Source organism: Arthrobacter sp. Bz4, assembly GCF_003075455.1.
Classification (GTDB): Bacteria; Actinomycetota; Actinomycetes; order Actinomycetales; family Micrococcaceae; genus Arthrobacter_D.
This window is the reverse complement of the sequence record NZ_QDAE01000015.1, coordinates 33547-52321: the sequence shown is the minus strand read 5'-3', so window position 1 is coordinate 52321 and position 18775 is coordinate 33547. Positions and strand designations below refer to the sequence as shown.

Sequence of the window (18775 nt, the reverse complement as noted above, 5' to 3'; positions counted from 1 at the left end):
CGTTATTTGCTGGCCTCCAGTGCCCGGAAGGTGGTCATCTGCCGATGCCGACGCTGCAGGCTGTCGCGTCGTGGCGAGACCGCTGCCTCGGCTGCCTCGGCGGTGAGGTCGATGTGGCGTTCCCCGTAGTGCCACAGCAGCACGTCGTCGAGCAGCCGGTCCGGGCCCGGCGAGTAACGGTGGTCCAACGCTCGGCGAACCGAGGTAATGGTGTCCGCCTGGAGCAGCGACGCCAGCGACGTCGTCGTCGTCAGTCCATGGGCGGCGAGCAGCTCCGCAGCCCAACCCCAGTTGTCGTCGGATTTTCGGTCAACGTGGGGGAGGAGGGTCTGCCACACGTCGCGGACCCGGTTGGGGGTCAGGGGGGCGCTTCCCTCCCCGTCCTCATCCCAGAACCCGGTCACTGTCTCGTACCGCTCGTGCAGCTCGGCGAAAGCTGATTCCACTGACTCGAGCATCGCGGCGGTGCCAGTGAATTGCCGGTCGAAGTAGGGGCTCCATGCCCGAGGATTCGATGCCTTGAACCGGATGTCGTGCTCAATTTCGGACCACGCATGAGCCAGAACCGTACGGATCTGCACCTCGAGCATGTAACTGCCGCCGGCCTTGGCTGCCGGGTCCAGGGCGCGCTGGTACTCTTTGACCGCTTCGCTTTGGATGGTGCGCAGGATGAGGTGCCGGCTGGAGTAGCCGTAGGTGCCGGACTCGATGGTGCCGATGTCCTTCTCCCGGTCGCCCCGGCAGTCAAATTCCTGCCGCTGCCGCTTGATCAGATTCGCTGCGACGTCTACCTCGTGGGGCAGGGTGGTGATCACCCGAACGCCGACGACGTCGGTCAGGTTTCTTAGCGGGTCGGGGAATACCAGGGTGGGGGCGTCTCCGGGGACTGTTGAGGCGAGCATGCGTGAGGCCTTGTCACGGAATGACTCGATACTCTTGGTCCGAGCAGTGACGAACAGTGGGCTGAGTTCGGTGCCGACGAAGATTTCCTGGATGCTGGCCTGCATTTGCCGGGTCACTTCTTCAAGGCGCGGCCGTACCCGCTCGAACTCACGGGTGCTCGCTTCCACCGCGGGGCGGAGACGGTCATCCAACTGATCCCAGGCGCTCATTAAGACTCCTCCGACGATGGCTTCAGGCCATCATATCGGCCGGGTCTGACAGTGCTGGTGGAGGGCTGGCTAGAGGGGCCCGCCGATCTGCCCCTGGCGGGCGGCAGTCGGCATGGAGTGGCTGTCGATGGGCCGATCATCGTCCTGGGTGGTTGGCTGCCGGGTGTCGTAGCTTCGGGGAGTGCCTAAGTCTCGTGATCGCAATCGCAGGCCGGTGACGACCAGAACCAGTCCCCCCGCCAGGAGCGCCGCCCCGAGGACGAAGAGCACCATCGTGACGCCCTCAGCTGTTCCGTTGAAGACTTCGAACAGTGGTGTTGGCAGGACGAAAATCGTGGCTACCAGCGCGATACCGCCCGTGATGAGCCGCCGGGTTCCTTTGGTCTGCATTGTTCCCCCTTGATTGGTCCATTCATTCAAACACCCTCCCCGGCGCATGTGAAGGGTCGGCAAGGTTACGCTTCCGGTGTGGACAACCTACGCCGACGCACCGTCCTGGGCGCCGCCGGCCTCGCTGCAGCGACCGCACTCGCCGGCTGCGCGCCCGGCAGTTCAGCCAACCTCACCCAGCAACCGGAGGAACCAGTGACACCCCAGCGCTATACCTATGGCGATGATCCCAGCCAGTTCGCCGAGTTGTACCTGCCAGCCGGGGAGCACCTCCCGGGCGTCGTCGTGGTTATCCACGGGGGCTATTGGCGCTCAGGGTACGGACTGGATCTTGGCCGGCCTCTCGCCGAAGACCTGTCGTCCCGGGGCTACGTCTGCTGGAACCTTGAATACCGGCGGGCAGGCAATGGGGGTGGCTGGCCGGAAACCTTCGCCGACGTGAGCGCCGGCATGGATCTCCTGGCGACGGCGGCCGACGAACACAGCCTCGATCTGGGCACGACGACGGCGCTTGGCCATTCGGCCGGCGGCCACCTCGCGGTATGGGCCGCCGGGCGGTCAACGCTGCCCGCTGGGGCTCCCGGCGCCGGAACGCCCCTGGTACCGCTGACCGGCGTCGTGAGCCAGTCAGGTGTGCTGAATCTGGCAGCAGCCCATGAACAGGGGCTGGGAGACGGTGCCGTGCTGAACCTGCTGGGCGTGGACCCGGCCGAGGATCCCGTTCGGTACCGGTTGGCTGACCCGATGACAGCGATCCCGCTGCCCATTCCGGTGCTAGCCCTGCACGGTGAGGACGACTCAACGGTGCCGCTCAGCCAATCGGACAGTTATGTGACGACGGCGGCGGCCGCAGGTGCGACTGCTGAGTTGATCACGATCCCCGGCGACCACTTCGCGATGATCACCCCGGGGACCGAAGCCTGGGTGCGGGTGGTGCAGGCGGTAGATCGGCTGATGGCGGCCTAACCGAATCGGGAGGCTGCCGCGAGGACCGCAACGAATTACTGTTGACCCTGGTTCGGAGATACCGTATTCGGACAGACTGAAAGGCACCCATCAATGAGTGGCAACACCATCCCTGTGCTCGAAATTGGAGGCACCCACCTCACGGCCGCGGTGGTGGAATCCGGAACGTGGGTTATCGATCGGGACTCCCTGGCTCGGGTCGACCTGCAGGCCCAGGGGAGCGCTGAGAGCCTGGTCGAGGAGATTGGTGCTGCTGCCGACGCGCTGCGGGGCGAGCCGGGAGCGACCTGGTCGGTAGCTATTCCTGGCCCCTTCGACTACGACCAGGGCATTGGCCGTTTCGAGCATGTGGGAAAGTTCGACAGCCTGAACGGCTTCGATCTCGGTGAAGCGCTGATGAAGCGGATTAAACCGACACCCGGTACGATCCATTTCCTTAACGACGCCGACGCGTTCGGCATCGGGGAATACGCCCTCGGGGCGGCTCGGGGGAATGAGCGGGCCATCTGCATCACGCTCGGAACCGGCGTCGGCTCCACCTTCCTGATCAACGGGCAGCCGGTCAGCACCGGGCCGGCGGTCTCACCGGATGGGAGCATCCACCACGAGGTCTATCAGGGCCGACCCCTGGAAAACACCGTGTCCCGACGCGCCATCCGCGCGGCCTACGCTGACGCGGCCGGTCTGAGCCCGGACTCCGGTCCCGACGTCCACACCATTGCTGAACTCAGCCGGGCCGGTGACGAAACTGCACGACTCGTGCTGGACGGAGCTTTCGGAGCTCTGGGCGAGACTCTCGCAATCGTGATCAGCCGGTTCGACGCGGGGATCCTGGTGATCGGCGGGTCCATGTCCAGGTCCTGGGATCTGGTTGAACCGGCAATTCGCGCGGGAATGGCTCTTGCCGACCCGCGGCTCGCAGATTTCAGGATCGAGCAGGCGATCCTGCCCGACGACGCCGCGCTCGTGGGTGCCGCCTATTGGGCTTCGCTGGGCTCCGACACTGAGAGCTGAGTTGCACTCGGAGCCGGAGCCGGGCCGCCAGCCGTAACAGGCTGACGGCCTAAACCGGGTTACTCCGCCGGGATTTCTGCGTCAGGGGTTTCTTCCAGGTAGGTAGCCTGCCAGGCGCCGTCTGAATAGACAATTGTCGCTGAGTAGATGGTGCCGGCCGGGTCGAACGGGCGGGTCTCCTGGACCTCACCCGATTCGTCGAACGAAGTGTAGGCGTCAGGGTTGACGGTGATCAGGGCGTCAACCTCGACCTCCTCGGCTACCTCGTCCGCTGGAGTGGTGACGATGATCTGCTTGACCTTCGGCTGTCCGCCGAGAACCCAGCCGCCGTCCTCGTACATGGCCGCGAATTCCTCAGCCTCTTCGGTTGCTGCTTCGGCACCATCGAAGGTGGCGAGCAGCTGCTCGGTTTCACCGGTCCGCTGGTTGTAGGACTTCAGCTCGAAGACGTGATGCAGGAAGGCTCGTGCGCCTTCGGGGCTGGCCTCGGCCATGAGGTCGTTGGTCTCCGGAGCCTGGATGTTCTGCGCGGGTGCCGTGGAGCTCGCTGGCGTGGGAGCGGCGGCCTCGGAAGGGGCCGCAGGCTCTGATGCCTCGCCACAGGCGGTCAGCGAGGCGAGTGCGATGACGGCGATGGCCGCCGCATTCTTAATTTTCATGGTTTCCCCAACAACTAGTACGTGGTTAGCGCCGCGGATAGCGGCAATCCCGCACCATCCTAGCCGTAGCCTTAGGCAACTAGCGGATTATTCCGGCGAGTGTGCGTGAGATCACCTAGGCTCGAGGGTCAGCCGGGGTCCTCGATCCCGTTGTCCCCACAAGGGTCTTTCCGCTGCCCGGGATGCTAACTTATTAGCGTGCTCACAGTGATCGGGGAAACCCTCATAGACGAAGTCATCAGCGATGTCTCCTCGCCACGCGCCCATGTTGGCGGCAGCCCCATGAATGTGGCTGTGGGCCTGGCCCGGCTGGGGCACCCCTGCCGGTTCATCGGGCGTTGGGGCGACGACCCGTACGGCCGGATGATCCATGAACACCTTCACAGCAACTCGGTGCTGACCCCGATCGGGCCAGATGGGCACCCCACCAGCATTGCAACGGCACGTCTGGACCCTGCCGGTGGTGCCTCCTACACGTTTCAGCTCATCTGGGACCTGCCCACCGTCCGTGAGCAGATGGACCTGATCCTCGACGGCACCACACTGCTGCACACCGGCTCGATTGCCACCATGCTTGAGCCGGGAGCGGCCGAAGTGCTCGCCGTCGTCCAGCGGGCTCACCCATTGGCCACCATTTCCTATGACCCCAACTGCCGTCCCAGTATCGTCACCGATGTCGATTACGCCCGCGCGCAGGCCGAGAAATTCGTTGCCCTCGCCGACGTGGTGAAGGCCTCCGACGAGGATCTTCAATGGCTCTACCCGGGCCAGGACGTCTTCGAGACTGCACGGCTGTGGCTGGCTAAAGGGCCGGCCATGGTGGTGGTGACGCGTGGTTCCCTCGGTCCGTGGGCCGTCGTCGAACGCGGTGAAACCTCGGTGCCCGCGCCGGCCACCCAGGTGGTGGACACGGTGGGGGCGGGGGATTCCTTCATGTCGGCGCTCCTGGGCTCGCTGGCGGACCGCGGGCTCGTTGGGGCCCAGCTGCGGAATGACCTACGCCACATCTCCGTTGAACAGGTGGAAGCGATCCTTGCCTACGCGGCAAAGGCGGCGGCAGTGACCGTTTCCCGTGCCGGCGCGAATCCACCGGTGCGCAGCGAGCTAGTAGCAGACCCCAAGTGAACCAGGAGCAGTAATGACCCGCGATCCGTACGCAGACCTGCCAGCAGTCCCCGCATTCGCCCTCACCAGCACTGACATTGAACACAACCAGCCGCTGGATGCGAGGCATGCGTCAGGAGTCATGGGGATCGATGGCGGGAAGGACCTGTCACCGCAGCTGTCCTGGAGCGGGTTCCCGGAGGGCACCAAAAGCTTTGCCGTGACGGTCTACGATCCGGATGCCCCAACCGCCAGTGGCTTCTGGCACTGGGCGGTCTTCAACCTCCCCGTGAGTACCACTTCCTTGCCTACTGGTGCCGGAGTCGAGGGGAGTACCGACCTGCCGGAAGGCACCATCCAGTTGAAGAACGACGGCGGCTTCAGCGGCTTCATCGGCGCTGCCCCACCGGCCGGTCATGGCCCGCACCACTACCACGTTGTAGTGCATGCAGTAGACGTGGAAACCCTCGAGGTGCCCGCGGAAGGCAGCAACGCCTACCTCGGGTTCAACCTGTTCTCGCATACCCTTGGGCGGGCCCGCCTGATCGCCACCTTCGAGCAGTAGATCCCGCCCAACCAGCTTCCTCTCGATGCCCCGGACGCGTGTCACGCACCGGGGCATCGGCCTGCTCCGGGCAGGTACGCTTAAACTCACCTGCTCACTGAAGGAGTACCCGCATGCGCCTGGTCGCCAGCGACATGGACGGAACTATTGTCGGTCACGACGGCAAGATCAGTCCCCGCACCGTCGAAGCGTTTCAGAGGTGCCTGGATGCTGGTGTCGAGGTGGTGTTTGTAACGGGGCGGCCGCCTCGCTGGCTGGACCCGCTGCGTGAACAGCTGGGTCACCGTGGCACGGTCATCTGTTCCAACGGGGCCGTGACCTACAACCTGGATGATGAACGGGTGCTGAGCGCCCACCTGCTCGAGCACAGCAACATTCTGGCGGCTCGCGAAATCATCCTGGACCTCTATCCCGCGGCCGCTTTCGCCGCCGAGACCGTCACCGGATTCCACATCGAGCATGGCTTCGCCGAGGAGGGTTCGGTTGAACTACTCGCCGGCGCAGTCGCCATGCCCCTTGCGGATTCGCTCGCAGGTCAGGGCGTCATCAAGTTCCTGGCCCGTGAACGCGAGGTTTTGCCCGACAATTTCCTCAACCGGGTCCGCCCGGCAGTCGCCCATTTGGTGACTGCCACCCATTCTGCGCCCAGCGTTGCCCTCCTGGAGATGTCGATGCCTGGCATCAATAAGTCGGTAACCCTCGCCGAGTTCGCGGCCAGCCGGGGTATCAGCCAGGCCGACGTCGTCGCCTTCGGGGACATGCCCAACGACGTGCAGATGCTCAGTTGGGCCGGCACCGGCTACGCAATGGCGTCGGGCCACCCGGAAGCCATTGCCGCGGCGGATCAGCAGGCGCCAGCGTTTGAGGAGGACGGGGTGGCGCAGATTCTTGAGGAACGCCTCGCCGCGCTGAGGGCCTCCTTCTAGGCATGTTGCCGTACCTGCGAAACATCGGACTGGACGGGGAGCAACGGCCGCTCGCCCTGTCGCATCGCGGCTTTTCGCTCGACGGGCTGGAAAATTCGATGGTCGCTTTCGAGGCGGCAGCCGAACTGGGTTTCGGCTATTTGGAGATAGATATCCGCACCACCCGCGATGGAGTGGTCATGGTCTTTCACGATGAACTCCTGGACCGGGTTTGTGACGCATCGGGGCCAATAGCGGACCGGTCGTTGGAGGAGTTGCGGACCGTCCACATTCAGGGCACCGAACCGATCCCCACGCTCGAAGAGTTGCTGACCCGGTGGCCGGCGATGAAGTTGAATATCGACATCAAGGACGACGCCTCGGTGGAGCCTTTCGCTGACGTAGTTGAACGCCTGGGCGCGCATGACCGGGTGTTGGTTGCCTCCTTCTCGGACCGGCGGCGCCTGCGGGTCCTGAAGCGGTTGTCGCGACCGGTGGCGTCTTCGGCCGGTCAGGCGTATTCAGCGCTGCTTTGGTTGCTGAGTCCGCTGGGTCAGACCCGGCGCCTTGCCCGGATGCTCCGGGTCGATTGCCTGCAGGTTCCGGTCCGGCACGCCGGAGTGACAGTGGTGACCGAGCGGTTTGTCCAACGCTGCAGGCGGGCAGGGCTGCCGCTTCACGTCTGGACCGTCAACGACCCAGAAGCGATGGAACGGCTGCTCACCCTGGGTGGTGGCGTGGACGGTCTGGTATCCGACCGTGCAGACCGGTTGGCTGGGGTCATGCACCGCAGAGGGTACTGGCCCCAATAATCCGGCCCACCTCCCTCCACGGCCAGAAAAGTGCTTCGCCTGCAGATTAGTTGCTGCTCAACGACTAACCTGCGGGTGCGGCACTTTTTCGGCCGAGGTGGCTTCGGTCCACAGGTGAAACAGGGCATACGCCCGGTACGGCCGCCACCGTTCAGACTGGATGTCGGCTTCCCTGATGCTGGGGTTGCCCATGGCACGGCGCAACACCAGATCCCCCGGGGTGAAGGCATCCCGATCCCCGAGTACTCGCACCATCAGGTAGTCTGCCGACCATGGCCCGATCCCCGGGATGGCCAGGAGCTCCTGCCGGATATCGGTGGGGTCGCCGTGGAGGATCAGCCCGTCGCAGAAGGCCCGGGCAACGTGCTGCACTGTTGCTCCGCGGGTTCGGGTCACGCCCACCGCACTGCGAAGCTGCTCCGGCGGCGCGGAGGCAAGCGCCTCTGGGGTGGGGAAGACGGTGAGGCCGGCCGCCCCGGGTGTTCCGTACGCAGCGGCCAACCGTCCGCCAAACGTGCCAGCGGCCGCCACCGAGACCTGCTGGCCAAGGACTGTCATGATCGCTGCTTCGAACGGTTCGGGATAGCCCACGGCACGCAGCCCGGGGCGGTGCCGGACCAGCGGACCCAGCAGGGCGTCGTCGTCGAACGCTGCTGCCACCGCCGTGAGATCGGTGTCCAGATCGAGCCAGCGCCGGATGGTTGCGGTGAGGCCGGGGACCTGGCTCAACGGCGCAGAAGTGCTCACTTCAACCCCGGACGAACCAACGGTGAGGGTTACAGCGTGGTGCCCGCTGGCGGTACTGAGGAGCCGGGTGTGTGAGCTGCCGGAGCGATCCGGAACCTCACAACCCGGGATGAAGTGGTTCGCGAGCAGGGCAACCATGGGTACGGTCTCGATTGACCCGTTGGCTGCGAGAAAGACGCTGTTCACCTACCGCAGCACCGGATCCGTCAGGGTTCGCAGGTACTCGAGGGCGTGTGGGCCGTACTCGCTCATTGCCGAATCGTCGGCGTGGATGAGGAGGCGCAACCACGATCCATACCGGTGCAGCCGCGCCAGTTGGAGTGCCGGTTCGACGGCGAGACGTAGCTCCGCGAGGGGGGCGTAATCGGTCCAACACTCAAGGTAGGCGGTGATGACGCGGCGGATCCGGGCATCGTCAACAGTTGTCTCCCACTGTTCCTGCATTACGGTCAACGGAACGTAGAGCGAACTGAACGGGTGGGCCCAGTAGGAGTCGCCGAAGTCGAAGAATCGTAGTGGCGCTGTGGTGGTGCCCGGGATGAAGGCGTTCCCTGAGTGCAGGTCGTTGTGTTCCAGGCTCAGGGGGACACCAGAGGCCAGGACCGCGGCAGCGGCTTCTTCCAGCGCCGGAATGCTGAGGTAGACCCCGTCGGCGGCCTGCGGCGAGAGATGCAACGGATGCTCGGGGGGCAGGCCGGTGTGGAGGAGCAGTTGGTTGCTGGCGAAATTCCCGGCGATCGCGGGGTCCATGCTCACTAGTCCGGCGGCGGCCAGCGGCACTTTATGGGGAATGAGTTGTTTTTGAAGGTCGGCGAAGTCCATCACCACCCGAACCCATAACTGGTAGTCAGTCGATTTTAGTGAGGCAAGGGTCTTTCCATGGTCAGGAGTGAGCATCCAGCCCTTGGCCGGCTCTATCGCCAGGGGAGTCACCACATGGTCCGGCACCAATTCGGACATGCACGCCACGAGGGCCGCCTCGGTGAACTGACCGGGGTTGTTCGCTTTGAACCAGAGCCGCCCGTGATTGGTGGGGACCGTCAGCTGGGTGGACCAAAACCGGATACGGGCCGGCTCCAGGGGGCCGGTCTGTGACAGGTTGCAACTGTCCAGCACCTGCGTGATCCACTGCTGGACCTGGTCCCGCCAATCAGGGGACGCCCAGACCTTTTGCAGATCCATCAGGACTCCGTCGGCTCGGCTGAATGAAGTCCGCCCGGCCGGTCCGTTTCCGTAGCGGTGATCAGCCGGTAGTACCCAGTGTGATTTCCCCTGCGCACGCCGCCCGACAGCCCGATCCTCAACATCACACCAGTTTAGGCACTACCGGGAGGGCGGGGCTCACCCAGGGCCTGAGTGGGGTGTGGGGTCAGGCGAAGGTGTCCAGCCAGTCGACGGCTGCGTCCTCGGAGGTGAAGAACTGCGCTGGGTGAGCGGCGTTATCGGCGAAGGCGGCGACTACCCGGTCAACGGGATCCTCGCCGAGCAGAGCGATGGCGGTAATGCCCTGCTCGGTGCAGATGGCCCGGCGGGCGGCGTTGGTGAACGTCACAGCTGTCATTCTCATCAGGATCCGCCGGGATCCGGGGTTGAGGAGCGATGCATCGAGAGTGGCCCGCGCGTCGTCGACAGAGACCACCGTTGACGGTCGCCACCAGACGTGCAGGATGCCGTCTTCCCGCAGGGTCAAACGTTGGGTTTCGCCGGCATCCGGGTGGCGTTCAGTAGTAGTGGTGATGCATGAAGTGTTCATGATGTGTCCTGAAGTCTCAGCAGATCCATTTAACTCAGTAGCAAGCGTCAATGGGGTACTTCGTCGTCCACGACAGTTTGGATGTGTCCGACAGCTCACCAAAAGACGTCCGCAGCCCTTCGATGCTGCTCCTGCGCGGGCGGAGCCTTCGGGTGAAGGACGACTTGTTTGCCTTCCTAGCGTGCGGTGGAAAGTAGCCCAGCCAGTTCCTGCTGCAGCTCGGGGAAACGCTGGTACCCGTCGGCGGACCCGAAATGGCCACCGCCGGGGATGGTGATGAGCGTTGCGTGCAGCCTGGCCGCGAGCCGGGCAGTGGCGGCAGGATGAACCACTGTGTCGTTGTCTGACCTGATCACTGTGCAACGGGAGACCACTAGTTCGTCGACGAAACCGTTGTCGGCGGTGAAGGGATCGAGGAGCGGAAGTGAAGCGACGGGTTCGGCGAACCCTGCGACCAGGATCAGCCCCCTGAGAGACCACCCCGGCTCCAGCGACGCCAGATAGCGAAGGGCGGTAATGCAGCCGAGACTGTGCGCAACGATCACCGTGTCCCCGGTGGGACGGCCGATGGCGCAGTGCAGTTCGGCAGTCCAACCGCTCTCCACAGGTTCATTCGGGGTCGGTAGTTCGAGCACCGTCACGCTGTCCTGTGCCGTGGTGAAGCGGGACTTCAACCAGGGAAACCAGTGCTCGCCGGGGGACGCCTGGTATCCATGAACCACGAAGATCTTCATCCGGCTCAGCCCAGCTTCGAAGGCCGGGACCCTTTGTCGGAGGCGTCGACGGCGTCGGGCCCGGTGAGATGTTCGCTGCCCCGCCAGCGGGCGAGCCCGTTCATCACGTGGTAGATCGCGAGTGTCGCTGCGGTACCCAGGGCAATGCCTTCGAAGGTGAGCTCCCCAATGGTCCAGGTGAAGTTGGCGATGCCCACCACCAGGGCAACCCCTGCGGTGGATAGGTTGATGGGGTTGGAGAAGTTGACCTGGTTCTGTACCCAAATCCGCACCCCGAGAATGCCGATCATGCCGTAGAGCACCACTCCTGCGCCCCCAATGACCCCGGCCGGGACAGTGGCGATCAGGGCGCCGAACTTCGGGAACAGGCTCAGCAGGATTGCGACAATGCCTGCCACCCAGTAGGCGGCCGTGGAGTACACGCGGGATGCCGCCATCACACCAATGTTTTCTGCATACGTGGTGGTTCCGGAGCCACCGCCGGACCCGGCGAGCATGGTGGCGAGGCCATCGGCCATCAGCGCGCGCCCGGTGACGGGGTCAAGGTCGCGGCCGGTCATTGCCGCCACCGATTTCACGTGGCCGATGTTTTCGGCGACGAGAACCAGCACCACCGGGATGAAAAGACCCACCACTGAGAGGTGGAACTCGGGGGTCTGGAATGGGGGGAGACCAATCCAGGCGGCGTCGCCGATCGCAGCGAAGTCCACCTCACCGCGCAGCATGGCGACAACGTACCCGGCCAGGACACCCACCAGGATGGACAATCGCCCGAGGATGCCCTTGAACAGGACCGTTACCAGCAGGATGACCACCACGGTGATCAGGGCGGTGAGGGGAGCCTGCTCAAAGCTGGCCTTGGCCGTGGGTGCGAGGTTCAGTCCGATCAGCGCGACGATCGCGCCGGTAACGATTGGTGGCATCACCACCTGAATCCAGCGGGAACCAGCCTTGTGCACAATGGCGCCAATGATCGCCAGCACCGCACCGGCCATGATGATGCCGCCAAGCGCCCCAGCGGGACCGTGCTGGCTTTGGGCGGCGGCGATCGGCGCGATGAACGCGAAGCTTGACCCGAGGTAGCTCGGTACCTTCCCCGCGGTAATGATCAGGAAGAGGATGGTGCCAATGCCCGAGAACAGGAGGGTGGTTGCCGGGGGGAACCCGGTAATCAGGGGGACCAGGAACGTGGCGCCGAACATGGCGACGACGTGCTGGGCGCCAATACCGATCGTCCGCGGCCAGCTCAGCCGCTCATCAGGGGCAACGAACTGCCCCGGCAGGACGTTCTTCCCGTCGCCGTGAACTGTCCAAGCGGTACCGAACCTGCTCATGGCTGTGCCTTCCAAAGATGTGGGGTGATCTGTCGGAAATCTTACCGTCCGGCGCGGGATGTTACGTTGCACTCATGTCATTCACAGTCGAAGGCCAAACAGTCCTCATCACCGGTGCCGCCAGCGGGATGGGTCGGCTGTACGCGGAACGCGCTGTCAGGGAGGGGGCAGCAGCCGTGGTGCTCTGGGATGTGGACGCCGAGGCCCTCGGTGGGGCCGCCGATTTCCTGAGCGGTGCCGGCTCCTCGGTGCACAGCTACGTGGTTGATCTCGCGTCCCTGGAGGAGATCACGACGGCGGCCGCCGCCGTGCGGAACGACGTCGGGGTCCCGACCGTGCTGGTCAATAATGCCGGCATCGTGCGCGGGAAGTACTTCTGGGAGCACGACCAAGCGGCCGACATCGCTCTGGTGATGAACATCAACACGCTCGCGCTCATGCATCTGACCCGGGAATTCCTGCCGGACCTCATCGCGGCGGGAAACCAGGCACGCATCCTGAACGTCGCGTCAGCGTCCGGCACCCTGTCGGTGCCCCGTATGAGCGTGTACACCGCCTCGAAGTGGGCAGTCATCGGATGGAGCGACTCGCTGCGCCTCGAGCTGCGCGAAGCCGGGCACAACCACATCAAGGTCACCACCCTGATTCCCAGTTACATCAAGACCGGCATGTTCGAAGGTGCCCGAGGGCCACTGTTCACGCCGCTGATGGACCCGGCAGACGTTGTCGATAAGGCCTGGCGGGCGATGCTGGTGGGGCGTGCCCGCCTTCAGCTGCCCTGGTCGGTGGCCCTGGGCAGCGCGCTGCGTGGGCTTCTTCCCCAGCCGGTCTGGGATGTGGTGGCTGGCCGGGTTTTCAAGGTGTACAGCTCCATGGAGCACTTCACGGGCCGCGCCAGCTGAGCTGCCACCCACCAGAAGACCGCCACCCGTTAAAAAATGTCCCAGCCAGCGATCCGCTGGCCGTTCTGTCAAGAAGGAACCCTAGATGACCAGTAGTCCAACACTAATTGCGGGCGGCTCCGGTGCTCAGGATGGTGCCGTCGCTGAGGGAACGACCGCGGCGGACCGCCTGCGCCGCACCTTCGATGACGGGATCACACGGCCACTCGCGTGGCGCCGAGCCCAATTGCAGGGCCTGGTGCGGATGTTCGCCGAACGGGAACAGGACTTCGCCGACGCGTTGCAGACAGATCTGGGCAAGAGCCGTCTCGAGGGACTGGTTTCTGAGCTCTCGCTGGTCCGGGCGGAGGCCGAGTTTGCTCTCAGGCATCTGGCGGAGTGGACCAGCGTCGAAAGGGTACGGGTCCCGATCGGCCTGGCGCCGGCGTCGGCCCACCGGGAGCCTCAGCCCCTGGGAGTGGTGCTGATCATCGGGCCCTGGAACTATCCGGTGCAGTTGCTGCTGTCGCCCCTGGTTGGTGCGCTCGCCGCCGGGAACTGCGCGGTCCTGAAGCCGAGCGAACTAGCGCCCGCCACCTCGGCTGTGATCGCTGACCTCCTGCCTCGATATCTCGACGGCGCGGCCGTGGAGGTGGTGGAAGGCGGACCCGAGGTGAGCACCGAGTTGCTCACCCAGAAGTACGATTCCATCTTCTTCACCGGAGGTGCACGCGTGGGGAGGATCGTCGCCAAAGCCGCTGCTGAGCAGCTCACCCCTGTCACCCTCGAGCTGGGAGGCAAGTCCCCCGCCGTCGTGATGGACGGAGACCTTCGCGCCGTGGCCCGGCGTCTGATCTTCGGTAAATTCCTTAACGCCGGGCAGACCTGCGTCGCTCCCGATTACGTGCTCGTGAAGGCGGGGCTGGAATCACAACTCCTGAAGCAGCTGAAACGGGCGCTCGCCGAGTTTTACGGCAGCGATCCCAGCCAGAGCAGTGACTATGGCCGGATTATCAACGAAACCCACTTCGATCGTCTGGTGGGGCTCCTGGATAGCGGCCGCATCTACGCTGGCGGCTCGCACGACCGGGCCACCCGATACCTCGAACCCACACTGTTGACCGAGGTGCAGCCGGACTCGCCGGTCATGCACGACGAGATCTTCGGACCAATCCTGCCCATCCTGACCGTGAGCGGGATGGATGAAGCGGTGGAATTCATCGCCGCCCGGCCCGCCCCTCTCGCTGCCTACCTGTTCAGCAGGAGCAGCGCGGTGCAGCAGAGCTTCGAAGCCCGGGTCCGAGCCGGCGGGATCGGCCACAACGCCTGCAACCTGCACCTGACGGTTCCCGGACTGCCTTTTGGAGGCGTCGGTGACAGCGGGACGGGCGCCTACCACGGGCGCTATTCCTTCGACACTTTCAGCCAGCTGCGGGGAGTGCTCTCCAAAGGGACCGGCATCGACACCCTGCGCCTCGCCTACCCTCCTTACAGCGGTCTGAAGAAGTGGCTCTTGCGCCGGCTCCTCTGACCACCCCCGAGGGTTACCCGATCACCCCGTCCACCAGTGCTTTCGCTTCGTCCTGGACCTGCTTGAGGTGGTCGGCACCCTTGAAGGACTCGGCGTAAATCTTGTACACGTCCTCCGTACCCGAGGGGCGTGCAGCGAACCAGGCGTTCTCGGTGGTGACCTTCAACCCACCGATTGGAGCCCCATTGCCCGGTGCTTCCGTGAGCCGGGCCGTGATGGTCTCGCCGGCCAGGGTGGTGGCTGAGACATCCGTCGGCGAAAGCTTCCCCAACGCCGCCTTCTGGTCCCGTGTCGCTGCCGCGTCGATCCGCGCGTACACCGGTGACCCGAACCGGTCGGTCAGGCTGGCGTAGTGCTGCGACGGGGTGCGACCGCTGACCGCAGTGATTTCCGAGGCTAGCAGGGCCAGCAGGATGCCGTCCTTGTCTGTGGTCCAGGTGGTGCCGTCGTGACGCAGGAAGGAGGCCCCCGCGGATTCCTCACCACCGAAAGCCAGGCCACCGGACAGCAGGCCCGGTACAAACCATTTGAAGCCCACCGGAACCTCTTCGAGCGTTCGGCCCAGATCCGCTGCCACCCGGTCAATGATCGACGAGGACACGAGGGTCTTCCCGACGACGGCGTCTTGCCGCCACTGCGGCCGATTCCGGTAGAGGTAATCGATGGCGACGGCGAGGTAGTGGTTGGGGTTCATCAGGCCCGCATCCGGGGTGACGATACCGTGCCGGTCCGCATCGGCGTCGTTACCGGTAGAGATATCAAACTCGGAGGACCGGGCAATCAATGAGGCCATGGCCGACGGCGAGGAGCAGTCCATCCGGATCTTCTCATCCCAGTCCAGGGTCATGAACGCCCACTGCGGGTCAACTGACGGGTTGACGACTGTCAGGTTCAGGTTGTGGGTCTCACCGATGGCACCCCAGTAATCTACTGCTGCGCCCCCCATGGGATCCGCACCGATGTGCAGACCGGATGCCCGGATGGCGTCGAGATTGAGGACGCTGGGCAGGTCCTCAACATAGTGCTGCAGGAAATCGTAGGTTCCGATGCCCTCTGCCTGCAGCGCCTGGCTGGCGGGCACCCGTCGGACCTCCCGCAGGCCGCCCTCCATCAGGGTGTTGGCTCGATCGGCGATCCAGTTGGTGGCGTCGGAGTCGGCGGGTCCCCCGTGCGGTGGGTTGTATTTGAAACCGCCGTCACCGGGAGGGTTGTGCGAAGGGGTGATGACGATGCCGTCTGCCTGGTCTGCGCCGCGCGAGTTGTAGGCGAGGATGGCGTGCGATACGGCCGGGGTGGGGGTGAAGGCGCCACGGGCATCCACACGGACCGTTACATTGTTGGCGGCAAGCACCTCCAGCGCCGTCTGCTGGGCGGGATCCGAAAGCGCGTGAGTGTCCTTGCCCATGAAAAGGGGACCGGTGATGCCCTGCCCGGCCCGGTATTCAACGATCGCCTGGGTGATCGCTGCAATGTGTCCTTCGTTGAAGGACGCCTTGAGTGAGGAGCCGCGATGTCCCGACGTGCCAAACGCCACTCGTTGTGCCGGGTCGCTGAGATCGGGAACGACGTCGAAATACGCGTCCAGAAGGGAAGTAATGTCGACGAGATCGCTGGGTAGGGCGACTGTGCCCGCTCGGTTTGCCATTGCTACAGCATGCCAAAGAACCGGGACGAATACAGCCCCGGACGCTAATTGTGGCGGAGTGTGCCGCGTAGGCCGTGCAGCAGCACAACAGAATCAGGGTTTGAGGGCGTGGATTCGTTCAATCGAGCCGGCCTTAAGACGCTCGACTTCGACGACGGTGAACCCAGCAGCCTCCACCAGGGGCAACTGTCGGCGCGTGAAGTACTCACCCGCCATGCGGACTGTGGCCCGCTCCAACAGCCATTGCATCGCGTATACCGGTGGCCAGCTGCTCGCCACGTGATCCAGAAGGAGCAGGCGTCCGCCGGGCACCAGCACCCGCTTGGCTTCTCCGATGGCTGAGGCTGGGTTGGGTATCCCACACAGCGACAGCCCGCAGAGAACGGTATCGAACGAGCTGTCCGCGAAGGGAAGGTCTTCGGCGTTGCCTACCCTCAAATCCATCGGGCGGCCCAGACGGGATGCCCGTCCGGCGGCAATGCTCAGCATCGCCGGGCTGAGATCGATCCCGCTGACCTGCGAGTCGACCGGGAGATGGGGCAGATTCAGCCCGGTGCCGACCGCCACTTCAAGGACGCGCCCGGTTGCCCGGGCCCCCAGCCATTCCCGGCCACCGCCAAACTAGAACCGATCCAGGAATGCGATCTGCCGGTCATAGCTCGCAGCGTTCTGCTCCCAGGCCCGCAAAACCCTGGCCGTCTGGTCTTCTGCTGGGGTCATCGTGGTCTCCTCCAAGTGATAAGTTCGCTGTGTACTTAGCCAAATACAGGAAAGGTGCCATCCCATGAGTGAACAGATTGACAAGGAACGCGACGACGCGGCGGAGTCGGTCGGCGGGTCCGACAAGATCGATGCTGGCGGCTACGGTGGTCCCGGCCCGGCAAGTGAACTTCCCGAGGGTAAGGAAGTCGAAAGCGAGGATAACCGGGAGAACGACGACGACTCCTGATCCACGGGGTTGATCCCGGCGGCTGCCGCTAGACCCGGATTTCGCGTTTAAGGATCTTGCCGGTCGGGCCCTTGGGGAGGGCCTCCACCAGCAGGACCCGCCGAGGGTACTTGTAGGCCGCGACGCGTTCCTTGGTGAATTCGAGTATTTCGGAGCTCAGGCGCTCGCGGGCGGCGTCGTCCGCCGGTTCCGCTTCGGCTCTGATGCCGACAACGGCCACGATCTCCTCGCCCTGCAGCTCATCAGGAACACCAATAACTGCTGCTTCGGCGACTGCCGGGTGCTCGTAGAGAACTTCTTCGATCTCGCGTGGGTACACGTTGTACCCGCCACGCAGGATGATGTCCTTTTTGCGGTCCACGATGAAAATGGCTCCGTCCTCGTCAAATCTGGCAAGATCGCCGGTCCGGAACCAGCCGTCGGGGATAGCGGCGGCGGTGGCGTCGTCGTTGTTCCAGTAGCCCTTCATGACGCAGTGGCCGCTGACTGACAACTCGCCCACCTCGCCGGTAGGCACCTCCGCGCCGTCGGCGTCGAGCATCCGTACCTGGACGCCGTCGACCGGGGTCCCGATCGAGCCCGGTTTCCGTACTGTCCCGCGTCGGTTGAAGCTTACGATCGGCGATGTCTCCGACAAGCCGTATCCTTCCAGCAGCTCGGCACTGAAAACCCGCTCAAATTCGTGGAGCACCTCCACGGGCAATGCGGACCCTCCCGAAACCGCCACGCGCAGCGACGACAGGTCGGTCTCCGCGACCGAGGGGTGCCGCAGCATCGCGATGTACATGGTGGGCACCCCTTCGAAGATGGTTACCGAGTCGCGGGCGATAATCTCAAGGGCCTTACCTGGTTCAAACCTGGGTAGGAGGGTCACGGTCGCGCCGGTCAGTACTGATGCGTTCAAGGCGCAGGTCTGCCCAAAAATGTGGAAGAACGGCAGCCCCCCAAACAGCACATCCCCGGTGGCGATTCCCATCAGGTCCCGTGATATCTCAGCGTTTCGGCGCAGGTTGACGTGCGTCAGGGCGGCGCCTTTTGGCCGTCCGGTCGTTCCAGAGGTGTAGAGCAACACCGCGGTGTCCTCGTCATCGACCTCGACCACCTGCGGTGCTGGTTCAGTAGTTGAGAGCTGCTGCATGAAGGCGCCCGAATCGACAGCGATTACCTCGAGAGTTGTTCCCTGCGCCGCGCTGGCCGCAATCTGTCCGACCGCCGACTCAGCCTCCGATGCCACCCCCTCCCACGCGAAGACCAGGCGTGCCCCAGAATCGTCCAGATGATAGGCAATTTCCCGGGCTTTCAGCAGGGGGTTGAGGGGAACCACCACCGCACCGAACCGCAGAACGCCGTAATAGATAAATGCCATCTGCGGAATATTCGGCATGATCAGGGCTATCCGGTCGCCGGCTTGCACGTCTTTCTGTGCAAGCAGCCCTGCAACCCGTTGGCTCCACTGATCGAGCGCCGAGAAGGTGAGCTCGACGTCGTCGAGCTTGATCGCTACCGCCTCCGGGTGCTCGTGGGCAGTGGAAGTGAGGTTGTTGGCGAGGTTAGGCACGCGATCTCCTTTGATCAGGCTAGTTACTGATGAGTAACAGTCTGTTTCATGGAGTCGGGCTGCGCAATGGGGGCCGGGTCAGCGGGACGCCACAGGCGCCCACCAAATGCAGGTGG

At 64.3% G+C, this 18775-nt stretch carries 20 protein-coding genes; 9 read left to right on the top strand and 11 right to left on the bottom strand.

Annotated elements, in window-relative coordinates; genetic code table 11:
* Nucleotides 1-2 precede the first annotated feature (2 nt).
* Complete coding sequence (locus tag DDA93_RS11820; RefSeq protein WP_116778883.1) at nt 3-1112, bottom strand: (p)ppGpp synthetase; 1110 nt, start codon at nt 1110-1112, stop codon at nt 3-5.
* Between the two features lie 69 nt (nt 1113-1181).
* Nucleotides 1182-1502 carry a hypothetical protein gene (locus tag DDA93_RS11815; protein ID WP_116778882.1) on the bottom strand — a complete coding sequence of 107 codons (321 nt, stop codon included), beginning with the start codon at nt 1500-1502 and terminating at the stop codon, nt 1182-1184.
* A gap of 195 nt (nt 1503-1697) precedes the next feature.
* On the opposite strand from DDA93_RS11815, the gene DDA93_RS11810 reads away from it, so the two are divergent.
* Nucleotides 1698-2468: an alpha/beta hydrolase gene (locus DDA93_RS11810; RefSeq protein WP_116778895.1), complete on the top strand. Its 771-nt coding sequence runs from the start codon at nt 1698-1700 to the stop codon at nt 2466-2468.
* A gap of 93 nt (nt 2469-2561) precedes the next feature.
* Complete coding sequence (locus DDA93_RS11805; protein WP_116778881.1) at nt 2562-3482, top strand: ROK family protein; 921 nt, start codon at nt 2562-2564, stop codon at nt 3480-3482.
* 59 nt (nt 3483-3541) lie between these two features.
* Here the strand turns inward: DDA93_RS11805 and DDA93_RS11800 are convergent, their stop codons facing one another.
* Nucleotides 3542-4141 (bottom strand): DUF6318 family protein, encoded by a 600-nt coding sequence (locus DDA93_RS11800; RefSeq protein ID WP_116778880.1) that lies wholly within the window; start codon nt 4139-4141, stop codon nt 3542-3544.
* A 198-nt stretch (nt 4142-4339) separates the two neighbouring features.
* On the opposite strand from DDA93_RS11800, the gene DDA93_RS11795 reads away from it, so the two are divergent.
* From DDA93_RS11795 to DDA93_RS11780, 4 genes are all read left to right on the top strand, one after another.
* On the top strand, nt 4340-5266 hold the full coding sequence (locus DDA93_RS11795; protein ID WP_116778879.1) for a carbohydrate kinase: 927 nt from the start codon (nt 4340-4342) through the stop codon (nt 5264-5266).
* A 13-nt stretch (nt 5267-5279) separates the two neighbouring features.
* The gene (locus DDA93_RS11790; protein ID WP_019484027.1) at nt 5280-5810 is read left to right on the top strand and encodes a YbhB/YbcL family Raf kinase inhibitor-like protein; all 531 of its coding nucleotides are present in this window, start codon (nt 5280-5282) and stop codon (nt 5808-5810) included.
* Nucleotides 5811-5923: 113 nt separating this feature from the next.
* On the top strand, nt 5924-6736 hold the full coding sequence (locus DDA93_RS11785) for an HAD family hydrolase (RefSeq protein WP_019484026.1): 813 nt from the start codon (nt 5924-5926) through the stop codon (nt 6734-6736).
* A gap of 2 nt (nt 6737-6738) precedes the next feature.
* Nucleotides 6739-7527: a glycerophosphodiester phosphodiesterase gene (locus tag DDA93_RS11780; RefSeq protein WP_116778878.1), complete on the top strand. Its 789-nt coding sequence runs from the start codon at nt 6739-6741 to the stop codon at nt 7525-7527.
* A 57-nt stretch (nt 7528-7584) separates the two neighbouring features.
* Here DDA93_RS11780 and DDA93_RS11775 read toward each other — a convergent pair whose 3' ends face one another.
* From DDA93_RS11775 to DDA93_RS11755, 5 genes are all read right to left on the bottom strand, one after another.
* The gene (locus DDA93_RS11775; RefSeq protein ID WP_207771340.1) at nt 7585-8460 is read right to left on the bottom strand and encodes a DNA-3-methyladenine glycosylase 2; all 876 of its coding nucleotides are present in this window, start codon (nt 8458-8460) and stop codon (nt 7585-7587) included.
* Nucleotides 8461-9456, bottom strand: a complete 996-nt coding sequence (locus DDA93_RS11770; RefSeq protein ID WP_116778877.1) for a phosphotransferase — start codon at nt 9454-9456, stop codon at nt 8461-8463.
* 187 nt (nt 9457-9643) lie between these two features.
* Nucleotides 9644-10027: a hypothetical protein gene (locus tag DDA93_RS11765; protein ID WP_019484022.1), complete on the bottom strand. Its 384-nt coding sequence runs from the start codon at nt 10025-10027 to the stop codon at nt 9644-9646.
* Nucleotides 10028-10203: 176 nt separating this feature from the next.
* Nucleotides 10204-10761, bottom strand: a complete 558-nt coding sequence (locus DDA93_RS11760; RefSeq protein WP_019484021.1) for an alpha/beta hydrolase — start codon at nt 10759-10761, stop codon at nt 10204-10206.
* 5 nt (nt 10762-10766) lie between these two features.
* Nucleotides 10767-12095, bottom strand: coding sequence for a solute carrier family 23 protein (locus tag DDA93_RS11755; RefSeq protein WP_019484020.1), 1329 nt, complete (start codon nt 12093-12095; stop codon nt 10767-10769).
* A 74-nt stretch (nt 12096-12169) separates the two neighbouring features.
* On the opposite strand from DDA93_RS11755, the gene DDA93_RS11750 reads away from it, so the two are divergent.
* Entirely contained in the window at nt 12170-12997 is an 828-nt protein-coding gene (locus tag DDA93_RS11750) for an SDR family NAD(P)-dependent oxidoreductase (protein WP_019484019.1), read from the top strand.
* A gap of 85 nt (nt 12998-13082) precedes the next feature.
* The gene (locus DDA93_RS11745) at nt 13083-14507 is read left to right on the top strand and encodes an aldehyde dehydrogenase family protein (protein WP_019484018.1); all 1425 of its coding nucleotides are present in this window, start codon (nt 13083-13085) and stop codon (nt 14505-14507) included.
* A 13-nt stretch (nt 14508-14520) separates the two neighbouring features.
* Here the strand turns inward: DDA93_RS11745 and pgm are convergent, their stop codons facing one another.
* Together pgm and DDA93_RS11735 are read right to left on the bottom strand one after the other, a co-directional pair.
* A complete protein-coding gene (gene pgm / locus DDA93_RS11740; protein WP_019484017.1) occupies nt 14521-16152 on the bottom strand; it encodes a phosphoglucomutase (alpha-D-glucose-1,6-bisphosphate-dependent) in 1632 nt (543 codons plus the stop codon).
* A gap of 93 nt (nt 16153-16245) precedes the next feature.
* Nucleotides 16246-16752, bottom strand: a complete 507-nt coding sequence (locus tag DDA93_RS11735; protein WP_272942581.1) for a methyltransferase domain-containing protein — start codon at nt 16750-16752, stop codon at nt 16246-16248.
* Nucleotides 16753-16936: 184 nt separating this feature from the next.
* Here DDA93_RS11735 and DDA93_RS16350 point away from each other — a divergent pair, with 184 nt between their 5' ends.
* Nucleotides 16937-17101 carry a hypothetical protein gene (locus DDA93_RS16350; protein ID WP_019484014.1) on the top strand — a complete coding sequence of 55 codons (165 nt, stop codon included), beginning with the start codon at nt 16937-16939 and terminating at the stop codon, nt 17099-17101.
* Nucleotides 17102-17129: 28 nt separating this feature from the next.
* Here DDA93_RS16350 and DDA93_RS11730 read toward each other — a convergent pair whose 3' ends face one another.
* Entirely contained in the window at nt 17130-18659 is a 1530-nt protein-coding gene (locus tag DDA93_RS11730) for a long-chain fatty acid--CoA ligase (protein WP_019484013.1), read from the bottom strand.
* Between the last annotated feature and the right edge of the window lie 116 nt (nt 18660-18775).

What these genes read in the sequence shown, in the direction of transcription:
- DDA93_RS11815 (WP_116778882.1), bottom strand. Translation starts at nt 1,502, where the DNA reads ATGCAGACCAAAGGAACCCGGCGGCTCATCACGGGCGGTATCGCGCTG.
- DDA93_RS11790 (WP_019484027.1), top strand. Translation starts at nt 5,280, where the DNA reads ATGACCCGCGATCCGTACGCAGACCTGCCAGCAGTCCCCGCATTCGCC.
- DDA93_RS11785 (WP_019484026.1), top strand. Translation starts at nt 5,924, where the DNA reads ATGCGCCTGGTCGCCAGCGACATGGACGGAACTATTGTCGGTCACGAC.
- DDA93_RS11755 (WP_019484020.1), bottom strand. Translation starts at nt 12,095, where the DNA reads ATGAGCAGGTTCGGTACCGCTTGGACAGTTCACGGCGACGGGAAGAAC.
- DDA93_RS11745 (WP_019484018.1), top strand. Translation starts at nt 13,083, where the DNA reads ATGACCAGTAGTCCAACACTAATTGCGGGCGGCTCCGGTGCTCAGGAT.
- DDA93_RS11820 (WP_116778883.1), bottom strand. Translation starts at nt 1,112, where the DNA reads ATGAGCGCCTGGGATCAGTTGGATGACCGTCTCCGCCCCGCGGTGGAA.
- DDA93_RS11805 (WP_116778881.1), top strand. Translation starts at nt 2,562, where the DNA reads ATGAGTGGCAACACCATCCCTGTGCTCGAAATTGGAGGCACCCACCTC.
- DDA93_RS11770 (WP_116778877.1), bottom strand. Translation starts at nt 9,456, where the DNA reads ATGGATCTGCAAAAGGTCTGGGCGTCCCCTGATTGGCGGGACCAGGTC.
- DDA93_RS16350 (WP_019484014.1), top strand. Translation starts at nt 16,937, where the DNA reads ATGAGTGAACAGATTGACAAGGAACGCGACGACGCGGCGGAGTCGGTC.
- DDA93_RS11750 (WP_019484019.1), top strand. Translation starts at nt 12,170, where the DNA reads ATGTCATTCACAGTCGAAGGCCAAACAGTCCTCATCACCGGTGCCGCC.
- DDA93_RS11760 (WP_019484021.1), bottom strand. Translation starts at nt 10,761, where the DNA reads ATGAAGATCTTCGTGGTTCATGGATACCAGGCGTCCCCCGGCGAGCAC.
- DDA93_RS11765 (WP_019484022.1), bottom strand. Translation starts at nt 10,027, where the DNA reads ATGAACACTTCATGCATCACCACTACTACTGAACGCCACCCGGATGCC.
- DDA93_RS11780 (WP_116778878.1), top strand. Translation starts at nt 6,739, where the DNA reads ATGTTGCCGTACCTGCGAAACATCGGACTGGACGGGGAGCAACGGCCG.
- DDA93_RS11800 (WP_116778880.1), bottom strand. Translation starts at nt 4,141, where the DNA reads ATGAAAATTAAGAATGCGGCGGCCATCGCCGTCATCGCACTCGCCTCG.
- pgm (WP_019484017.1), bottom strand. Translation starts at nt 16,152, where the DNA reads ATGGCAAACCGAGCGGGCACAGTCGCCCTACCCAGCGATCTCGTCGAC.